This is a genomic window from Bacillus cereus group sp. MG9, assembly GCF_040459995.1.
Classification (GTDB): Bacteria; Bacillota; Bacilli; order Bacillales; family Bacillaceae_G; genus Bacillus_A; species Bacillus_A mycoides.
This window is the reverse complement of record NZ_JARVHC010000001.1, coordinates 675,125-694,088: the sequence shown is the minus strand read 5'-3', so window position 1 is coordinate 694,088 and position 18,964 is coordinate 675,125. Positions and strand designations below refer to the sequence as shown.

Here is an 18,964-nt window from a genome sequence, read left to right as displayed (position 1 = left end):
GGTGGAAGAAATGACAAATAAGCCAAAATTTTTCAAAGTATTAAGTACACTTGCGGTTTCAACATTACTACTTTCAGCATGTGGGGGCAGTGGTGGTAGTGAAAAAACGAGCAGCACAAAAAAAGTAGATACAAATAAATTTAGTGCATCTGTTAAAAATGATAAAAAGGAAATTAAAGATGGTTCATTAACATATGGTCTTGTTTCTAACACACCATTTGAAGGACTTTTGAACTTCGCTGTATATGAAGGAGATCCTGATAACCAGGTCATTACAATTTTCGATGAATCTTTATTATCAAATGACGAAAACTGGGAATACACGAATGATGGTGCTGCTACATATGAAATTTCTAAAGATAAAAAGACAATTACCCTTAAAATTAAAGATAATGTAAAATGGCATGATGGAAACCCTGTTACTGCTGAGGATTTAGAATACTCTTATCTAGTGATTGGTAACAAACAATATGCCGGTTCTCGCTATGACACTCAAATGCAAATGATTGAAGGTATGGAAGATTACCATAATGGAAAAGCCGAAAAAATTTCAGGTATAAAGGTAACGGATCCAAAAACAATTTCGATTACGTTTAAAGAACCGAATCCTTCAGTGAAAACTGGGCTTTGGACATACCCTCTTCATAAGAAATACTTAGGAGATGTACCAATCGATAAATTAGCAGAATCTGATAAAATCCGTAAAAACCCAATTGGTTTCGGACCTTTTAAAGTGAAGAAAATTACGCCAGGTGAAGCTGTTGAATTTGAACGTTTTGATGATTATTATGGCGGAAAACCAAAACTAAAAAGTATGGTTTTAAAAGTTGTTAACCCTTCCGTTGTTAACGCGTCCTTAAAAAATGGTGATATTGACATTGCTGAAGTAAGTGCAGATCAGTATCCAAATGTAAGTACATTAAAAAATGCACAATTAGTCGGTAAAACTGATTTATACTATAGCTATATCGGTTTTAAATTAGGCCATATGGATAAAGAAAAAGAAGAAGTAGTAATGGATAAGGAGAAATTTAAAGATGTTCGTGTACGTCAAGCAATGGCGTATGCTATCGATCGAAAAGAAATTGGTGAAAAATTATATCACGGCCTACGTTATCCGGCTAACTCACCAATCCCACCATCTCTACCAAAATATCATAACAATAAAGCTGGTGCCTATGATAAAGATATAGAGAAAGCTAAAAAATTATTAGATGAAGCTGGCTATAAAGATACGAACGGAGATGGATTCCGTGAAGATCCGAATGGTAAAGAATTTAAAGCTAATTTCTTATCAATGAGTGGTAGCGATGTAAGTGAACCACTTGCAAAATTCTTTATTCAATCTTGGAAAGACATCGGCCTAAAAGTAGAGCTTCTTGATGGTCGCTTACATGAATTTAACTCATTCTACGATATGATTAAAAAAGATGATCCAAAAGTTGATCTTTTCGCGGCAGCTTGGGGAACTGGATCTGACCCAGATCCTTCTGGTATTTGGGCTAAAGATGCAGCGTTCAATTACCCACGTTGGGCTACTGACAAAAACACAGAATTATTAAAACAAGGTATTTCTCCAGAAGCTGCTGATGAAAAGTACCGTAAAGATGTCTACGATAAATGGCAAAAATTAGTTCATGACGAAGTACCATTAATTCCACTTCATTATAAATTTGACTTAAAAGGTGTAAATAATCGCGTAAAAGATTATAAATATACACCAGAAGATCAATACAAGTGGGGTAAAGTTAGCGTAACAAGCGATAAAGCAGAAACAGAGAAATAAGAAAATAGCTCCTAGCACTAAGATACATGCTAGGAGCTATTTTTTATTTATAATACTTCTCTTGCTATTAATAACAACCAATTCCTTCCCTACTCTAAAATTAAAAGATTTGATGAACCATCTTTATTAAAATAGCTAACGTAACAGATGCAGCAAATCCGCCTAAACAAATTAAGCTTACCCCTTGACTATATGATAAATTTTGCAATGATTTCATACCTTCCATCCTCCCTATCTCCCCTTTGATACTCTTATTTTACCAATGGGAAAAATTTCATAACATCGATTTTTCTGACAACAAACTTACAAATTTGTAAGTTAACGATTTCCCTTTAAACTTATATATCTAGTATGTCCGCACTCTCCCTCTTTATACGCAAAAAAAGACCTCAAATTATATCAAGGTCTTGCTTACACTACATAATATCTCACTCAACTTATTTTATCCTGCTATTCGCCGGGCAGTAAGACCCCCACCTCAAAATTCAGTGAAAGCAAAGAAGTTAGGTGGTGGATGAACAAAACCCCCACTGATTAAAGCTTCACTTTATAATCATAACCGGGCATTTCACACGCTTTGCTATTTTATGACTTACACTACCAAGCACCATCTCTTGCAGTGTATTTAGCCCTCTACTCCCAGCAATAATAAGATCTATATCTCCTGTATTTACATATTGAACAATCGTATCTCCTGGATCGCCATGTAGAATCGTAATTTTGTAGGAAATGTTCTCTTTCTTTAATAAACCCTCAATCTCTTTTAATTTATCTTTTCGACTAGCTGATATTGTTTCTAAATCCGTTTGTCCTTGTATAATATCTGACTTTGCCGTTCTATTATCCACTACGTACACAACTTCAACATGTGTTTCTTCGTTAAATTTCGCAATATATGTTGCATGCTCGGCTGCTCGAAGTGCATGTTCAGAACCATCGCATGCTAATAAAATTTGTTTGTACATATGCTGAATCCCCTTTTCGTTATCCTACCCGTATTATATAATAAAGCCCCCTAAAAAGGAGGCTTCTAACTAGCAATTCTCTTATTATAAGTAGCTAAATTCGCAACGAGCTTCGAGCTACGTTCATTTAACCCTGTGATCCTTACTTTCACACCGTTCTGTTCATATTTCATGATAACTTTATCAATTGCCGCTACTGCTGAATCATCCCATACGTGTGCGTTAGTAAAGTTCATCTCAATTTCTTTCACATCTTCATTGTATGAAAAAGCATTTATATACTCTGCCGTAGATGCGAAGAATAGTTGGCCGTGAATTTCGTATATTTTCTTATTTTCAATATACAAATGTTTCACGTGAATCTTTGCCATATTGAATGCAAATAAAACTGCACTAATTATCGTTCCGATAATTACACCTAATCCTAAATTATGTGTAATTAGGACAATCACAACTGTTACGATCATAACAAATGCGTTTCCTTTTGGTACTTTATGAATCGTCGCTACAGAGTTCCAATCAAACGTCCCAATCGAAACCATAATCATAACTGCAACTAAAGCTGCCATCGGAATATGAACAACGTAATCACCTAAAACAAATAGCAATACGATTAAAAAACCACCGGCTACAAACGTCGATAATCTCCCGCGACCACCTGATTTAATGTTAATAACAGATTGTCCAATCATTGCACATCCTGCCATTCCTCCGAAGAAACCAGCAACAACGTTCGCAATCCCTTGTCCACGTGCCTCTTTATGCTTATTACTTTCCGTATGTGTCATATCGTCTAAAACCGACGCCGTTAATAATGACTCTAGTAAACCTATAACCGCTAGCATAACTGAATACGGTAAAATAATTGCTAATGTCTCAAGTGTAAATGGAACATCAGGAATACTAAAGAACGGTAATTCTTTCGGTAAGCTTCCCATATCCCCTACTGTTTTTAACTGTAATCCGCTCATAAGTGCAATGCTTGTCACAATAATAATTGAAATAAGTGTAGACGGAACAGCCGTCGTAATACGTGGAAATAAATATATAATCGCAAGTCCTAATGCGACAAGTGCATACATTTCCCAAGTTGCATTTTTAAAATGCGGCAATTGCGCTGTAAAAACTAAAATTCCAAGTGAATTTAAAAAACCACTCATAACGGATTTAGGAACAAACTTCATAAATGAGCTCAGCTTGAACACTCCAAAAATAATTTGAACAATACCTGTTACTATTGTCACAGCAAATAAATATTGCAAACCGTGATCCTTCACAAGAGTGACCATTAATAATGCCATCGCACCCGTTGCCGCCGAGATCATCCCTGGTCTTCCGCCGACAAACGAAATTGTAACCGCAATACAAAAAGCGGCGTATAACCCAACGGTCGGATCTACACCTGCAATAACAGAAAAAGCTATCGCTTCAGGAATTAATGCTAAAGCAACGACAATTCCTGATAGTACGTCCCCTTTCACATTAGAAAACCATTCATTTTTTATCTTTTGAAACAAGCTACCACCCTCTACTCTTTTATCATTTGATTTTCTCCATAAGAAAATCAAGGCCGACTGCACGAAGGCTATTATATAACGAGCAAAGGATGTTGTGCTATGTAAAAGTTTCCTAAAGAAAAGACGCTACCTTAGCAGCGTCTTTTCTCATTTCATTAATGTCCACCGTGACCTTGACCACTTTCCTGAACAATCTCTAACCTCTCATCTAATATCCCTTGTGTTTCAAATGAGATATCACTAGTACTTCCTAATAGGAAACCATGGTTATACGGTCCAAGTGTTGGGTCATCCTTAAACTTCGGCTGAATAGTAGCAAGGAAGTCATAAACTGGTTGTTTTGCTTTTCCTTCCTCAAGCAAAACAACAGGGGCATGTTTACCCATATGTGAAAACGGTGCTCCCGCAATTGCTAAGTCTGGTGTTTTGCTTGAAACAAATGACAAACCGTGACCTGGTTTTGTGAATCCCCAGCCAAATTTCGTTTTTTCATCTTTAAATTTCGCAAATGCAACCGAATTTTCTGTTGGAGTCTCCCCACTAATACGCGTTACTTTCCCGTATTTACTTAACTCTTTTTCTACTTCTTTCGAAACGATTTTTTCTGGTCCTAACACATATATATTCGCTTTATCTTTTCTCGTCTTTAATGCCTCTATTGTCGCTTCTGGCACTTTATTTTTTTCAGTATATAGAAGAGGTTCTGGCATATGAGAAATCCAATTTACAGCTGGTGTTGTATATAAACGTCCTTCTTCTTCAGACGAACCGATAATAACGCTATTTGGATAATTTCCTGTTATATCGGCATATTCTTTATCAACATCTTTAGCAAATTTAGCTGGGTCCGTTTCTTTTATTTGCTTTACTTTATATTCTTTTAATTGCTCTAGGCTAGATGCCCCTATATCCCCCATCACCATAATTTGCGTTCCATCTTTCGTTCCGAGCGGATTTAATCGTTTTATTTCTTTTAACGTCATTTCGGGTACATTTTCTTTTTCTATAAATAAAATTGGCCCGTTATTCGGGTGATGAATAAGATCCGCACTTGCAATACCTAATTGCCACTCGTTCACTGGCACTAAAATAATAGCGCCTGGCTGATTCTCTTTATGCGTTGCTGGCCATATCGTTTGCGAAGTTAATACTGCCATTTGCAGAGGATCATTTGTATTTAATCTCGTTACATTTTTTAAACTTGTCGTTAATAAATCATTCGATGCACCTTGATTCATTTTCATTTCCTTTTGCTCTGTTTTCTTCTCTTCTGTAGATTCATGATTTTTATGATCTGTACTCGTTTGTCCGCATGCCGCAAGACCGACTGCTGCAATTATTGTTATCCCCAAAATTCGGGTCATCTTTTTCACTATATCGCCTCCGTATTATTCGTTTTCGAGCCAATATTATTACCTAAAATGGAATTTCAACTTTACAATAACAAGCAATTCTGAAGAAATTATGCAGATGCATTATAATCTGCACCATTTCTTCATGATTTTGCCTTACAATTTAAGTAATAACTACAAATGCGGAGGTACTCTATGATCGATATACTACTCGTAGATGATGAACCGAGAATGCTTGAATTATTAACGCTTTATCTTACTCCAATCGGATATAACTGCGTATGTGCAGCATCCGGAGAAGAAGCTATTTCACATATAGAAAATCGAAACTTCAAATTTGTTTTACTCGATATTATGATGCCAAAGATGGACGGGTGGGAAACTTGCAAAAGAATTCGATCATTTAGTAACGTTCCTATCATTATGGTAACTGCTCGTGATCAGACGGTAGATGTCGTTCAAGGGTTAAAACTTGGAGCAGATGATTACGTGACGAAACCATTCCACGAAGAGGAGCTCTTCGCAAGAATTGAAGCTGTTTTACGCCGAACCAATCAACATGCACAAATCCAATATCACGGCATTTTATGGGATGAGGCCAAGCATTTCATTTCTGTCCATAATGAAGAACTTCTTCTCACCCCAATCGAATTCTCTTTACTCGGATTATTTTTACGTCATGTGAACTACGTATTAAGCCGTGATCAGCTCATTGAACGAATTTGGGGATTAAATACAAATACAGAAGATAGAACAGTCGATTCACATATTCGTAATTTACGTGATAAATTACGAAAAGTAAATTTCCCCATTGATCACCATTTAAAAACTGTTTACGGAGTAGGATATCGATGGATTGATATTGAAAACTAAGGAGCAAAACGATGAAGCGAATTTCTATTCAACTCGGATTTTATTTTCTAATTGTTACACTTTTAATCGAAAGTGTTCTATTTGTCTTGCTCTATTATAGCCTTGTAAACAATAGAGTGAATGAAGAAATGACTGCTTTATTAAAGCGTGGAAATAGTCACCGAGATGTCCTTGAAAAATATTTTGACAGGCAAACAATCTCCCATGTTGCTTTAATGGAATCCGAAGCTGAAACAACTGTTATTATTACAAATGCAAATAAGGAAATACTAGCTAAATCCAATGAAATAAATACTACTATAAAAAAACATATTGAAGGAATGCAAACACGAACAGATCATGATGGAGCAATTATAGAGAATCATTGGAAAACATCTAATTATATATGTACAGTTAGCCCAATTGTAGTGGCAGGAAAAACGGAAGGCTATGTATATATGTTTCTCGGAACGGAATCAATCGAAGAAATGGTTAACGGGCTCACACGGCAATTCATTATCGCTGGAGTCATTACTTTCCTATTAACAGCCATCACCATTTTTCTATTATCACGTTTGTTAACAAAACCATTGTTACACATGAAACAAGCGACTGAAAAAATGAGTAAGGGCGATTTATCCGTTTCATTAACAACTACTCGAAATGACGAAATTGGTGAACTAGCACAATCTATCCAAACTCTCGCAAATGATTTACATTACATGAAAACAGAGCGAAGTGAATTTCTAGCAAGTGTTGCTCACGAATTACGAACACCATTAACGTACGTAAGAGGTTATGCTGACATTGCATTAAAAGAAAACACACCCCCAGAGCAACGTTTACGATACTTATCCATTATAAAAGACGAGTCTGATTATATTACAAACTTAGTTCAAGATTTATTTTCACTCGCTCAAATGGAAAAGCATAACTTTTTCATTCAAGTACAGGAAGTGCATTTACACACCTTCCTTACTCGCATCACTGAAAAAATAAATGTGATGTACGGAGAAAAACAAATTAAAGTTGTTTTCACATGTCCTTCCTCACTCTTAGTAAAGCTAGATGAGCAACGCTTTGAACAAGTTATGGCTAACATTTTAAATAACGCGTATAGACATTCAAAAGAACATTCTCATATTAATATTTCTGTTACAGAAGAACATAAACATATTTCCATCAAAATTAAGGACAAGGGAGAAGGTATTCCCCCTGAAGACCTCCCTCACATTTTCGACCGCTTTTACCGTGTTGATAAAGCGCGCTCTAGAGCTACAGGAGGCACTGGTTTAGGGCTCTCCATCGTAAAAGAAATCGTAGAACTACACGGCGGGAATATTACTGTCACAAGTGAAATTGATCACGGATCTTGCTTTACAATTTCATTGCCATCTATATAGAAACACGACTATCATCAATAGTCGTGTTTTCTTATCCTTTAGGACTTTACTTTATAATATAAATTTACGAATTGGCCAAAACGTTTCGTATCCGTTAAAGTTAAATGAATTTCCGGGTTCTTTTCTTTAAATAACGGAACTCCAGAACCTAATATGTGAGGTGTAATCGTAACAACATATTCATCAATTAAATTATTCTTAAAAAATCCTTTCAGTAGACTCCCTCCACCGACCATCCATATTTTAGATCCTTCCTGCTCTTTCAACCTTTTTGTAAACTCTAATACATCTTCATTTACAAACTCTACATGTTCGTTTGAACCTTTTTCTGAATTAGAAAAAACATAACATTTTTTATCTAGGTACGGGAATGTTTCCGTATGCTCTACCACATAATCGTACGTTCTCTTTCCCATAATTATCGTATCAATTGTTTCGTACATTTCTGTATAACCGTTGTCTCCCTCACCTTCTGTTTCCATTAACCACTCTAAATCATCATCTTCTTTCGCGATAAATCCATCTAAGCTCGCTGCAATAAATAAAACAATTTCACGTGACATATCTTTTCCTCCTTACAGCTTCTATTGATAAAATCATCTTATAAGCACTATACTAACCATAAAACATGACAACTTATGTCATGTTAAAAAAGAAAAAGGTGATATCCTTGTCAAAAGCAAAACGTTTACTAGACATTCTTATATTTGCTTCTGCAAAAAAAACATTTACAGCTCAAGAAATAGCTGATGAATTTAATATTTCCGTTCGTACGGTCCATAGATATATTTTAGATTTAAGTGATATGGGATTACCCATTTACGCTGAACAAGGTCGTAATGGAGGATATAAAGTATTAACAAGCAGCATGCTTCCCCCCATTTTATTTACCGAAGAAGAAGCGGTCTCCATCTTTTTTGCTTTCCAATCTTTAAGCTACTATCGTAACTTGCCTTTTAATACAGAAATCAATTCTGTTACTCATAAACTGTATAGCTCTCTACAAAATGATGCGAAAGCTAAAGTTGATAAAATACGTTCTTATATCGCTTTTTGGAATCCGAAAAGAACAATTGAGACAACTTTTTTAAACGAAGTATTAACAGCGGCTATTGAAAATAAAAACTTACACTTTCAATACGAGTCTAAATCGGGGATTAAAACGAAACATGTTCATCCTATCGGTGTATATGCCCACGATGGTTTATGGTACTTGCCATCCTATGACTATAGTCGAAACAAAGTATTACTGTATCGCGTGGATCGTATTCTTTCCATATTATCGACCGAAGAAAATAAAGATAAGTTTATGAATTTAGAAGAATGGTTCGCCTCTAACTCTAACGTAATAAACATTCCTACTCAGTTACATGTTTTATTAACGACAGAAGGCGTGCGCCAGTGTAAAAGCGTTCCCTACCTTGAAGAGTTCGTTATAGTAAACGAAGACGGGACAGGTTATATACATTCAACAATTGATAAAGGTGAAATTAACTTTATTACCCCTTTATTTTATAGACTTGGAAAAGATGCACGAGTTTTAGAACCGAAAGAATTAATAGATGGTTTACGTATACGTGCGAAAGAAGTTTTACATATGTATGAAGACTGAAAAAGCTGCTAAATATAAGCAGCTTTTTGTGTATTTGTTCCTATTATTTTGACTGTTGACGAATATCAATCCACCAACGATATGACGCATTCATATTTTCAGTACTTCCATTCCCTCTGTAATGGAAAGCATCCAGGAAGATTGAATCTAGTTTATCCTCATCTACAAAATAACCTAATTTAACTTTTACCGTTTCTCCTGGTCGGATACTACCAATATTGTAAAAGCTTTTTCCCTCTCCGTGAGGTTCTAAATAATCAACTTCGCCCGTCATAATACGCGTTGCGTCCATTCCCTCTTCTTTAGCGTAGTTCCATGCATTCCCTTCAAATTTAAGCTGTTTTATGGATGGAGTCATATAGATTTCTTCTGTCATCTGTTCACCTATATTTTTCACTGTTGTTGTCAGGTAGACAAATTTAACATTAACTAATTTCGAATCTACTAATGTATCAATTGAATCTTTACCATTCCCTAATTTATATACATCCCGTCTGTACGATAGCAATTTTCCCGTCTGATCTAAAGCCTTCTTCTTGCTTAATATCCCTAGGCCAAGTTCATTAAAGTTCTCTTGTTTAAAATCTTTAATCGAATCAAAAACTTCAACTTTTTCTATCACATATTCAATTTGGCTGTTATCCATAGATACCGTTACTGGAACCTTTTGTCCTATATGAAATAGTCGTTTGCTATCTTTTTTCAAAGGAATAACCTTAGTTTTTTTAGGTTCATCTGCTTGGCTAAAATACTTTTTATCATAATCTGCTATATGTGATGCCTTTTCTTTTGAAGTAGGCTCCAGTGAAATATTCCCTAACACATCTATCATTTGTTCTTCATTTACATCGGATCCGATATAGCTTTCTAACATAATCCCTTCTTTCTCAAAAAAGAGAAAGACCTTCCTATCAAACATTATATTGTTGTTTCCAGTTTCTTTATGAACAATTACTGCTTTCTTGCCACTTATCTCTTTTTCTTCGTAGCTTTTTGAGTATAAAGTTTGAAAGTCCGCATTTTCCCCTACTCTCCAAAGACTAAATGAAAAGCCTCCATTTGCGTCGTTATCTTTAAATGAATATTTCATAGCAGAGTCATCAATTGCCTCCATATTTTCTGGTAATTTATCGATTTTCAACTTATACCACTTATCAATCTTTTTCGATTCCTTATTCGTTACTGAAACATTTACTTCGTAATTTTGTTTTTGAACAATCATATTATAGACTTTTACTGCACCAAAAACAGTTGTCGGCATACCAATCAATAAGCAGGCAGCAGCGATTAACATATGGTTTCTTTTACGCTTTGTCTGTGGTCGCTCGCCTTTCAGCTTAATTTCCTCCATGAACAATTTCTTTTTGCGCGTATATGTATGTGAAAATTCATGTTGTTCTTCGAGTTTATCAAAATCATCTAAAGCAATTTTTTCAGCAAGTTCATATATTTCTTTGGAGTTCTTTGAATTCGTCATGTTGTATACCTCCTATAATATTTTGGATTCGTTTTCGAGCGCGTTCAAACTGCTTGCGGGCATTAGCCTCGGTTATTCCCATAACACTTGAAATCTCTTGATACGTTAAGTTATAGAAGACTTTATACTTAAACACCTGTCTGTTAGATTCACTTAATTCTGTTAGCAATGTATCAATTTGAACCTCAGACATTTTACGTTTTTCCCACTCTTCAATATTTTCATCTACTGCTTCTATTGATTCTCTTTCATATTCTTCTAAAAATGTTTCATGTCGTTTATTTTTCCGGTAACTATCAATCGCCTTGTTTTTCGCGACCCTCAAAATGTAGCGTTTAAGCTCTTCAGTGCTCAAGCTATGGAGCTTTTCCAAGTTCTTATAAAGAGTAATAAACGTCTCTTGAACCGTATCTTCAGCCTGCTGAATATTATTTAAAATAGAATAAGCTAAATAATAAATTTTTTGTTCATACAACTCGTATAGCTCTTCCATCTTTTCGTAATCTTTGTTTGTAACTTTCATATAATTCCTCCTCTCATTCTATATAACGAATGAGCGATATACTTTGTGACACTGCAGAATTCTTTAATAGAGAAAATTGAATAATAGAATAAAAAAAAGCCCAATTTCTCTATTTTAACTGAGAAATTGGGCTTTTTAATATTAGAATTTTCCTGACTGTCCCCTTAAGAAAACCCCTCTTACGCCTTTTCGCTATGTATTATTTTCTCTATTGCTTCTTTTAATAAATTCTTTGTCTCTTCAAAGTTATGGTTTTGCTGTTCTCCTGGCTGCACCGTATAAAACTCAGCAAACGAACGCTCTTTATATCTCGGTACAATATGCATGTGATAATGAGTTAACTCGTTAAAGATTCCACCATTTTGATAAAGTGAAACTTTAATCAGTGGGGGTTTTGTTCATCCCCCACTGATTATTAGTTGAACCAATCGGGCTTTTACGGGCAGTTGGATCCCCAACTAACTTCTTTGTTTTCACTGAATTTTGAGGTAGGGAATCTTACTGCCCGTTAATGCGGGGCAAATTGTAACTCCGTCTGGTTTATATAATAACTTAATAGCCTTTGAAATAAGCTTAGAAGCGTCCATAATCGCTTGCGCTACACAATCATCTAATTCGTCTACTTCTACAACATGCTGCTTTGGAACGATTAAAGTATGCCCTGTATAGAAAGCGCATGATCTAAAAAACAAGTTACATAATCATCTTCATACACTTTATATATAATTTCTTCTTCATTTGCTAATTTACAACCTAAACATTCCAACATACTTTCCCCTTTATTAAAAACATAAAAACGTGAGCGCCCTATCTCACGTTTTTATGTTTCACTTTACTAATTCAATTGTTTCTGTAACTTTTATACTATCCTTTACAGATTGAACAATTGTGCAATTTTTCACCGCAAGTTGCAGTGCCTTGTCTAATTGTTCTTCTGTAATGTTTTGCGCTTTAATTTTATAGTGCAAATGAACACTTTCAACTGGTTTTGATAAAGCTTCACTTCTACCAATTTCAGTTTCAATTGTAAACGTATCGTATGCAATACGTTTCTTTTCTAAAATCGTTCGAAAAACAATTGCACTACATCCTGCGATAGAAGAAACGAGTAATTGTAACGGTGAATACCCATTTTCTTTTCCAATCGCTAATGGACCATACGATAAATCTGCCTCTATATCATCATGCTTAATTTTTATTTTCATACTTCGCTTCCATCTCCACTTTCATCGGCTTCTTCCGTTTCTTACTCATATAATAATATATATAGCAGAAAATGATAAATGGAATACCACAATATAACGCCATTCGTTGTTCTGGAATAAACGCTAAACTAATAACAACGATGCTATTTGTAATTAACGCTAAAATTGGAACAAGCGGGTATAGTGGTGTTCTATACTTTAAGTCCTCTAATTTCCCTCCGCCTTTTAAATACTGACTTCTAAAGCGAAGTTGTGATAAAGCAATAATGATCCAACTTGAAACAGCCGATAAACCAGCTATAGATAATAAATACATATATACTGTATCTTCTGCAAGGAAACTTGTTAATAAAGATAACGCCGCTACAGCAATCGTTACGACTAACGCTGTAATCGGAATACCACGTTTATTTACTTTCTTGAAAGAAGTTGGTGCCATTCCTTCATTTGCAAGTGACCATAGTATACGCGTTGCTGCATATAACCCTGAGTTCGCTACAGATAGAAGAGCTGTAATAATAACGAAGTTCATAATATCAGCTGCATATGGAATACCGATTTTATCAAATACAACTACGAATGGGCTTTCAATTATCCCTGCTTCTTTCCAAGAAATTAACCCTACTAAAATTGTCATTGTTAAAATGAAGAATAACATAATGCGCCATACTGTATTACGAATCGCACGTGGAATTGTTTTTTCAGGATTCTGACTCTCTCCTGCTGCAATCCCGATTAACTCTGTTCCTTGGAAGGAAAAGTTAACTGTAATCATCGTAAGAAGCACTGCAGCTAGTCCATTTGGGAATAGCCCACCATCACTTACAAAGTTAGAGAAAAGAGGCGCTGCTTCTTTTCCATCGTATGGTAAGAATCCTAGTAATGCGCTACCACCAAGTAAAATGAATGCAATAATTGTAACTACTTTAATACTAGAGAACCAAAACTCTAATTCAGCATAACTCTTCGCTGATATTGCATTTGAAGCATATAAAATAACTCCGAATACGAGACACCATACCCAAACATCAACATTCGGAAACCATCTTTTCATCATTAAACCGATCGATGTTAATTCTAATCCTACTGTTACTGCCCATCCAATCCAGTATAGCCAACCGATCATAAATCCAGTTCCTGGTCCAATAAACTTCGTCGCATACTTTTGGAAAGATCCTGAAACTGGCATTGCTACCGTTAGCTCTCCAAGACAAAGCATTGTTAAATACATAATAAATCCGCCCACTAAATATGAAAGGATGGCTCCCCCTGGTCCAGCCTGATTAATGGTGTAACCTGAACCTAGAAAAAAACCAGTTCCGATTACACCACCTAGTGCGATCATAAATAAATGTCTACTCTTCATCGTACGATGTAATTGCTCATTCGTTGTTTGCTGCATCTTAATCCTCCCCCTACAAGTACCCCTATCTCTTTTTAAAATTTTCTGATAATAAAAATATACACGAAAGCGATTACAATTTCTATATAAAATTAAAACTTTTCTGATAAAACAATATAAAAATTCAACTATTAAGAGCTCACGATACTAATTTGAGGCAAAAAAGGATTTATAAGGAAAAAAACTCTTACATTTTTTGTAAGAGTTAACGTATTTCTAATCTTCTAGATAAAATTGATAAACCGTAGTTTACAACAAAATACATACAAGCTACTACTATAAACGTTGGAATCATATAATTTACATTCTGCCCGCTAATAATTTGAGCATTATGCATAAGCTCTGGCAGTGATATACCAACTGCTAATGATGTATCTTTCAGCAATGAAATAAACTGACTGACAAGCGGCGGGACCATTCTTCTTAATGCTTGTGGTAAAATGATATGCCACAGTGCTTGAACATACGTTAATCCTGAAGATCTTGCGGCCTCAATCTGTCCTTTTTCAATCGATAATAAACCACTTCGAACAATTTCAGATATCATTGCTGCTTCAAATATTGTTAAAGCAACAATTACAGCTGTTATAATCTCTAATTTCAAGCCTGCTTCTGGAAGCGCAAAATATGTGAAAAATATAATTAAAAGTAGTGGTAAGTTTCGAATCACTTCAACGATAATTCCTAATACTTGTGAGACGACAGGTATTTTCATGTAGCGCAATATCCCTATTACACTACCAATAATAAAGCTAAGTACAATTGCTACGAGCGCTACCTCTAACGTTATGAGTAATCCTTTTAATAAAAAGAGGATATGATCACCTGTTATCGCTCCTTTAAAATCCATTTATACCGCCTCCTTTGCCAAGCGTTTTTCTAAATAACGCACTAGCATACTTAGCGGTATTGTTAATACTAAATAAAACATCCCGACAAATATATATACATCAAACGTAACGAACGTCTTCGTTGAAATTAAGTCTCCTTGATACATTAAATCCGTTCCAGCAATAATTCCGAGTATTGAAGAGTTTTTTACTAAATTGAGAAATTGATTTCCTAGAGGAGGAATGACGATTTTCATCGCTTGAGGTAAGACGACATGATACATCGCTTGCGTATAAGTTAATCCTGAAGAACGTGCTGCTTCCATTTGACCTTTCGCGACTGATAAAATACCAGCACGAATTACTTCCGCAATAAAAGCCGCTGTATAAACTGTAAGCGCAACTGTCCCTGCTACAAAACCGTTGAAAGTAATTCCTATTACAGGCAAAGCAAAATAGAAAATGAATGCAATTAATACGAGTGGAATATTTCTAACAAACTCTACAAAGGCGGATCCGATCCAATTCAAAATACGAATAGGTGCAATGCGTATCACTGCCATAATAATCCCTAAAACAAAACTTCCTATTAGCGCAATAACACTAGACATTACCGTATATTTAAATCCTTCTAAATACATATCAATGTTGTTTGTCAAAATAGAAAAATCAGGCAAATACAATCACCTCTTTCTTTATAAGAAGAGGATGAGCATCCCTCATCCTCTCATTCTTACTATTTATCCCGATTGGTGTAGACTAATAATCAGTAGGGGGATGAACCCTCCCCCTACTGATTAAAGTTTCACTTTATTTTTCTTGCTTTTGGCCGATCCATTTTTCATATAATTTATCGTATTCCCCATTCGCCTTCATATCTTTTAGCAAGCTATTAATCTCTTTCGTTAAATCATCCGCACCTTTTTGAACTGCAATTCCGTACGGTTCATCCGTAAATTTTTTCCCTACAACTTCATAATTAGAATCTTGTTTTGCCATTCCATAAAGAATCGCATTATCTGTCGTTAAAACATCGCCTTTACCTGCTTTCAACGCTGTAAATGCCTCACTATAATTCTCAAACTCTAATACTGTTGCTTCTGGTGATTTTTGACGGATGTTATTTGTAGACGTTGAGCCTTTTACAGCCAATACTTTAACTCCTTGTTTCACATCATCAATACTTTTAATATTGCTTCCTTTCTTCACAAGTAACGATTGCCCCGCTTTAAAATATACATCTGAAAAATCCACTTCTTTTTTACGCTCTTCCGTAATTGTCATTGTCGCAATAATGGCATCAATATCACCATTTTTCAGCATTGGAATACGTGTTTTAGACGTTACTTCTTTCAGCTCTAGCTTCTTTTCATCACCAAGAATTTTTTTCGCAAGCGCCTTCGCGATATCAATATCGAATCCTTCTACCTGCCCTGTTGAAGGATTTTTTAATCCAAATAAATTCGTATCATTCTTCACCCCGACTACTAATTTCCCGCGCTTCTTAATTTGTTCGACAACCCCGCCCTGCTTCGTATTTGTTTCTTTCGCCTCGTCTTTTTTACCCCCGCATCCAGCGACAACAAGCACGAATAAGCATGAAAATACAATTAAAGTAAACAGCTTTTTCATTTTAAGCATGAAATTCCTCCTTTAATGATTTAACACCCGACTTAAAAACAAACGAGCTCTTTCTTGTTCAGGATTCGCAAAGAATTGTGTTGGTGTTGTATCTTCAATAATTTGACCTTCATCCATAAATAAAATCCTATCTGCTACCTCACGTGCAAATCCCATCTCATGTGTGACAACAACCATCGTCATGCCTTCTTTGGCTAATGCTTTCATAACATCAAGTACTTCTCCGATCATCTCTGGATCAAGAGCAGACGTTGGCTCATCAAACAACATAATTTTTGGCTGCATCGCAAGCCCTCTTGCAATCGCTACCCTTTGCTGTTGTCCTCCAGATAGTTGATGTGGATATACACTAGCCTTCTCCGGAATTCCTACTTTCTCTAAATAAAACATCGCTGTTTTCTCCGCTTCTTCTTTTGAAACTTTATTTACTTTAATTGGTGCTAGTGTAATATTTTGAAGCACCGTTTTATGTGGGTATAAATAAAAATGTTGAAAAACCATCCCAATATTTCGGCGCAACTCATTCATATCTGTTTTCATATTGTGTACTTCCATTTCTTGTACAATTAACTCTCCATCCGTAATAGTTTCTAATTGATTTATGCATCGTAGCAGTGTGCTTTTTCCTGATCCTGAAGGACCAACGACCACCACTACTTCCCCCTTTTGAACTTGTAAATTAATATTCTTTAAAACTTGAAAGTCACCATAATATTTATTTACATTACGAAATTCAATCACCCTACTCCCCCCTTCCCCTAACAAAGCATGTACATTCTTTTTATATTCAAAAATAGCCGGAAAAATAACTTTCATCTGCATTTTGTCCATAAAAAAAGCAAAGGGATTTCCCTTTGCTCTCTCATTCCTATTCTATTAAGATACTTCTTCTTTTTTATCTTTCCCGTATTCATGCTCCCAGAAATCAGCATTTTTAATTCCTAATTTCTGCGGATCGAACACTGGATCTTTTCCTTCTTTTTTCTGCTTTTCATAATCCTTTAATGCGATCAATGCCGGTTTTTGTAATAATAGAATCGCAATAATGTTAACCCATGCCATAATTCCTACACCAATATCTCCTAAAGCCCATGCTGTTTCTGCTGTTTTTACACAACCGTAGAATACAACTCCTAAGAATACAAACTTTAGTACGATAGACATCCAAGGACGGTCTTTATCACGATTTAAGTAAGCTATATTCGTTTCTGCAATGTAGTAATAAGCCATAATTGTTGTAAATGCGAAGAATAGTAAAGAGATTGCTACGAAACCGTTTCCAAATCCAGGGAAAACAGATTCTACTGCTGCCTGTGTATAACCAGGACCTGGCTGTGCACCATTTAATTTATTGACGATAAAGTTTTTTCCGCTTGCATCAAATACGTTATACATGCCTGTAATAATCATCATAAATGCTGTTGCTGAACAAACAAATAATGTATCAATGTAAACGGAAAATGCTTGTACTAACCCTTGTTTAGCTGGATGCGATACTTCAGCAGCTGCTGCTGCATGGGCCCCAGTTCCTTGCCCTGCTTCGTTTGAATAAATACCACGTTTTACACCCCAAGAAATTGCTAAACCAATAATCCCGCCAAAAGCTGCTTCTAATGCAAATGCACTTTTTAAAATTAACATGAAAGCGTCTGGTAATTTTTCAATATTCATACCTACAATTACACAAGCTACTAAAATATAGCCAAGCGCCATAAACGGTACTACAACTTGCGCTACGTTAACAATTCGCTTAACTCCACCAAAAATAATAAGTGCTAATGCCGCTACTAATACCGCCCCTGATACAGAAGTATTAATACCAAAAGCTGTTTCTAGACTTACAGCAATACTATTCGCTTGAACACCTGGAAGCAGCATTCCTGTTGCAAGAATTGTCGCTGCGACGAACACTAATGCGTACCATTTAACACCTAGTCCTTTTTCAATGTAATAAGCAGGACCACCGCGGAATTGCCCTTGATGCTTCGTCTTATATATTTGTGCAAGCGTCGATTCTACATATGCAGAACCAGCTCCTAGAAAGGCTACCGCCCACATCCAAAATACAGCGCCTGGACCACCAAAGGCAACAGCCGTTGCAACACCCGCAATATTTCCGGTTCCAACGCGCCCTGATAACGAAAGTGCTAACGCTTGGAACGAAGAAACACCCGCATCAGACTTTTCTCCCTTAAATGTAAGCTTCACCATTTCTCCTACATGTCTTACTTGTAAAAACCTCGTTCGAATGGAAAAATATAAGCCTACTCCTAAACATAAATAGACAAGTGCGGGACTCCAAACAATATTATTTATCCAACTTACGATAGCCTCCAATACTCCTCTACCTCCTTTTGTTAAGAATTTTCAGAATATATAAAAATTATAAATGTATACCG

18 protein-coding genes and 2 pseudogenes are annotated in these 18,964 nt (G+C 35.7%); 4 read left to right on the top strand and 16 right to left on the bottom strand.

The window, feature by feature from the left end; genetic code table 11:
• Positions 1-10 precede the first annotated feature (10 nt).
• Positions 11-1,786, top strand: coding sequence for an oligopeptide ABC transporter substrate-binding protein (gene opp4A, locus QCI77_RS03425; protein WP_033708792.1), 1,776 nt, complete (start codon positions 11-13; stop codon positions 1,784-1,786).
• Between the two features lie 100 nt (positions 1,787-1,886).
• Here opp4A and QCI77_RS03420 read toward each other — a convergent pair whose 3' ends face one another.
• From QCI77_RS03420 to QCI77_RS03405, 4 genes are all read right to left on the bottom strand, one after another.
• Entirely contained in the window at positions 1,887-2,012 is a 126-nt protein-coding gene (locus QCI77_RS03420; RefSeq protein WP_088031288.1) for a DUF4027 family protein, read from the bottom strand.
• Between the two features lie 316 nt (positions 2,013-2,328).
• Positions 2,329-2,751 carry a universal stress protein gene (locus tag QCI77_RS03415; protein ID WP_002010593.1) on the bottom strand — a complete coding sequence of 141 codons (423 nt, stop codon included), beginning with the start codon at positions 2,749-2,751 and terminating at the stop codon, positions 2,329-2,331.
• Positions 2,752-2,816: 65 nt separating this feature from the next.
• Positions 2,817-4,268, bottom strand: coding sequence for a SulP family inorganic anion transporter (locus tag QCI77_RS03410; protein WP_353824508.1), 1,452 nt, complete (start codon positions 4,266-4,268; stop codon positions 2,817-2,819).
• A gap of 155 nt (positions 4,269-4,423) precedes the next feature.
• Complete coding sequence (locus tag QCI77_RS03405) at positions 4,424-5,641, bottom strand: cell wall-binding repeat-containing protein (protein WP_353824507.1); 1,218 nt, start codon at positions 5,639-5,641, stop codon at positions 4,424-4,426.
• Between the two features lie 174 nt (positions 5,642-5,815).
• Between QCI77_RS03405 and QCI77_RS03400 the strand changes: the two genes are divergently transcribed.
• Positions 5,816-6,493, top strand: a complete 678-nt coding sequence (locus QCI77_RS03400; protein ID WP_044444490.1) for a response regulator transcription factor — start codon at positions 5,816-5,818, stop codon at positions 6,491-6,493.
• A gap of 11 nt (positions 6,494-6,504) precedes the next feature.
• The gene (locus QCI77_RS03395) at positions 6,505-7,875 is read left to right on the top strand and encodes a sensor histidine kinase (protein ID WP_002167094.1); all 1,371 of its coding nucleotides are present in this window, start codon (positions 6,505-6,507) and stop codon (positions 7,873-7,875) included.
• 38 nt (positions 7,876-7,913) lie between these two features.
• On the opposite strand, the gene QCI77_RS03390 is transcribed toward QCI77_RS03395, so the two are convergent.
• The gene (locus QCI77_RS03390; protein WP_341023196.1) at positions 7,914-8,438 is read right to left on the bottom strand and encodes a dihydrofolate reductase family protein; all 525 of its coding nucleotides are present in this window, start codon (positions 8,436-8,438) and stop codon (positions 7,914-7,916) included.
• Positions 8,439-8,503: 65 nt separating this feature from the next.
• On the opposite strand from QCI77_RS03390, the gene QCI77_RS03385 reads away from it, so the two are divergent.
• Positions 8,504-9,487, top strand: coding sequence for a helix-turn-helix transcriptional regulator (locus QCI77_RS03385; protein ID WP_353824506.1), 984 nt, complete (start codon positions 8,504-8,506; stop codon positions 9,485-9,487).
• Positions 9,488-9,530: 43 nt separating this feature from the next.
• Here the strand turns inward: QCI77_RS03385 and QCI77_RS03380 are convergent, their stop codons facing one another.
• The 11 genes and pseudogenes from QCI77_RS03380 to QCI77_RS03330 all read right to left on the bottom strand — a co-directional run bounded on the left by QCI77_RS03380 (position 9,531) and on the right by QCI77_RS03330 (position 18,902).
• Positions 9,531-10,964 carry a DUF4367 domain-containing protein gene (locus tag QCI77_RS03380; protein WP_353824505.1) on the bottom strand — a complete coding sequence of 478 codons (1,434 nt, stop codon included), beginning with the start codon at positions 10,962-10,964 and terminating at the stop codon, positions 9,531-9,533.
• Positions 10,930-11,487, bottom strand: coding sequence for an RNA polymerase sigma factor (locus QCI77_RS03375; protein WP_113770311.1), 558 nt, complete (start codon positions 11,485-11,487; stop codon positions 10,930-10,932). The genes QCI77_RS03380 and QCI77_RS03375 overlap by 35 nt, the downstream gene beginning before the upstream one ends.
• A gap of 179 nt (positions 11,488-11,666) precedes the next feature.
• Positions 11,667-11,852, bottom strand: a pseudogene (locus tag QCI77_RS03370) (HIT family protein); the annotation flags it as partial.
• Between the two features lie 153 nt (positions 11,853-12,005).
• Positions 12,006-12,256 (bottom strand): annotated as a pseudogene (locus QCI77_RS03365) (HIT family protein); the annotation flags it as partial.
• Between the two features lie 58 nt (positions 12,257-12,314).
• Positions 12,315-12,692, bottom strand: a complete 378-nt coding sequence (locus QCI77_RS03360; RefSeq protein ID WP_098635230.1) for an OsmC family protein — start codon at positions 12,690-12,692, stop codon at positions 12,315-12,317.
• Positions 12,676-14,094, bottom strand: coding sequence for an amino acid permease (locus QCI77_RS03355; RefSeq protein ID WP_002029755.1), 1,419 nt, complete (start codon positions 14,092-14,094; stop codon positions 12,676-12,678). The genes QCI77_RS03360 and QCI77_RS03355 overlap by 17 nt, the downstream gene beginning before the upstream one ends.
• Before the next feature lie 205 nt (positions 14,095-14,299).
• Positions 14,300-14,944, bottom strand: coding sequence for an amino acid ABC transporter permease (locus tag QCI77_RS03350; RefSeq protein ID WP_002029756.1), 645 nt, complete (start codon positions 14,942-14,944; stop codon positions 14,300-14,302).
• Positions 14,945-15,601, bottom strand: a complete 657-nt coding sequence (locus tag QCI77_RS03345) for an amino acid ABC transporter permease (RefSeq protein WP_353824503.1) — start codon at positions 15,599-15,601, stop codon at positions 14,945-14,947.
• Positions 15,602-15,734: 133 nt separating this feature from the next.
• Positions 15,735-16,565, bottom strand: a complete 831-nt coding sequence (glnH, locus tag QCI77_RS03340) for a glutamine ABC transporter substrate-binding protein GlnH (RefSeq protein WP_353824501.1) — start codon at positions 16,563-16,565, stop codon at positions 15,735-15,737.
• Between the two features lie 12 nt (positions 16,566-16,577).
• Positions 16,578-17,396 carry an amino acid ABC transporter ATP-binding protein gene (locus QCI77_RS03335; protein ID WP_353824500.1) on the bottom strand — a complete coding sequence of 273 codons (819 nt, stop codon included), beginning with the start codon at positions 17,394-17,396 and terminating at the stop codon, positions 16,578-16,580.
• Between the two features lie 45 nt (positions 17,397-17,441).
• A complete protein-coding gene (locus QCI77_RS03330) occupies positions 17,442-18,902 on the bottom strand; it encodes an alanine/glycine:cation symporter family protein (protein WP_002029764.1) in 1,461 nt (486 codons plus the stop codon).
• Between the last annotated feature and the right edge of the window lie 62 nt (positions 18,903-18,964).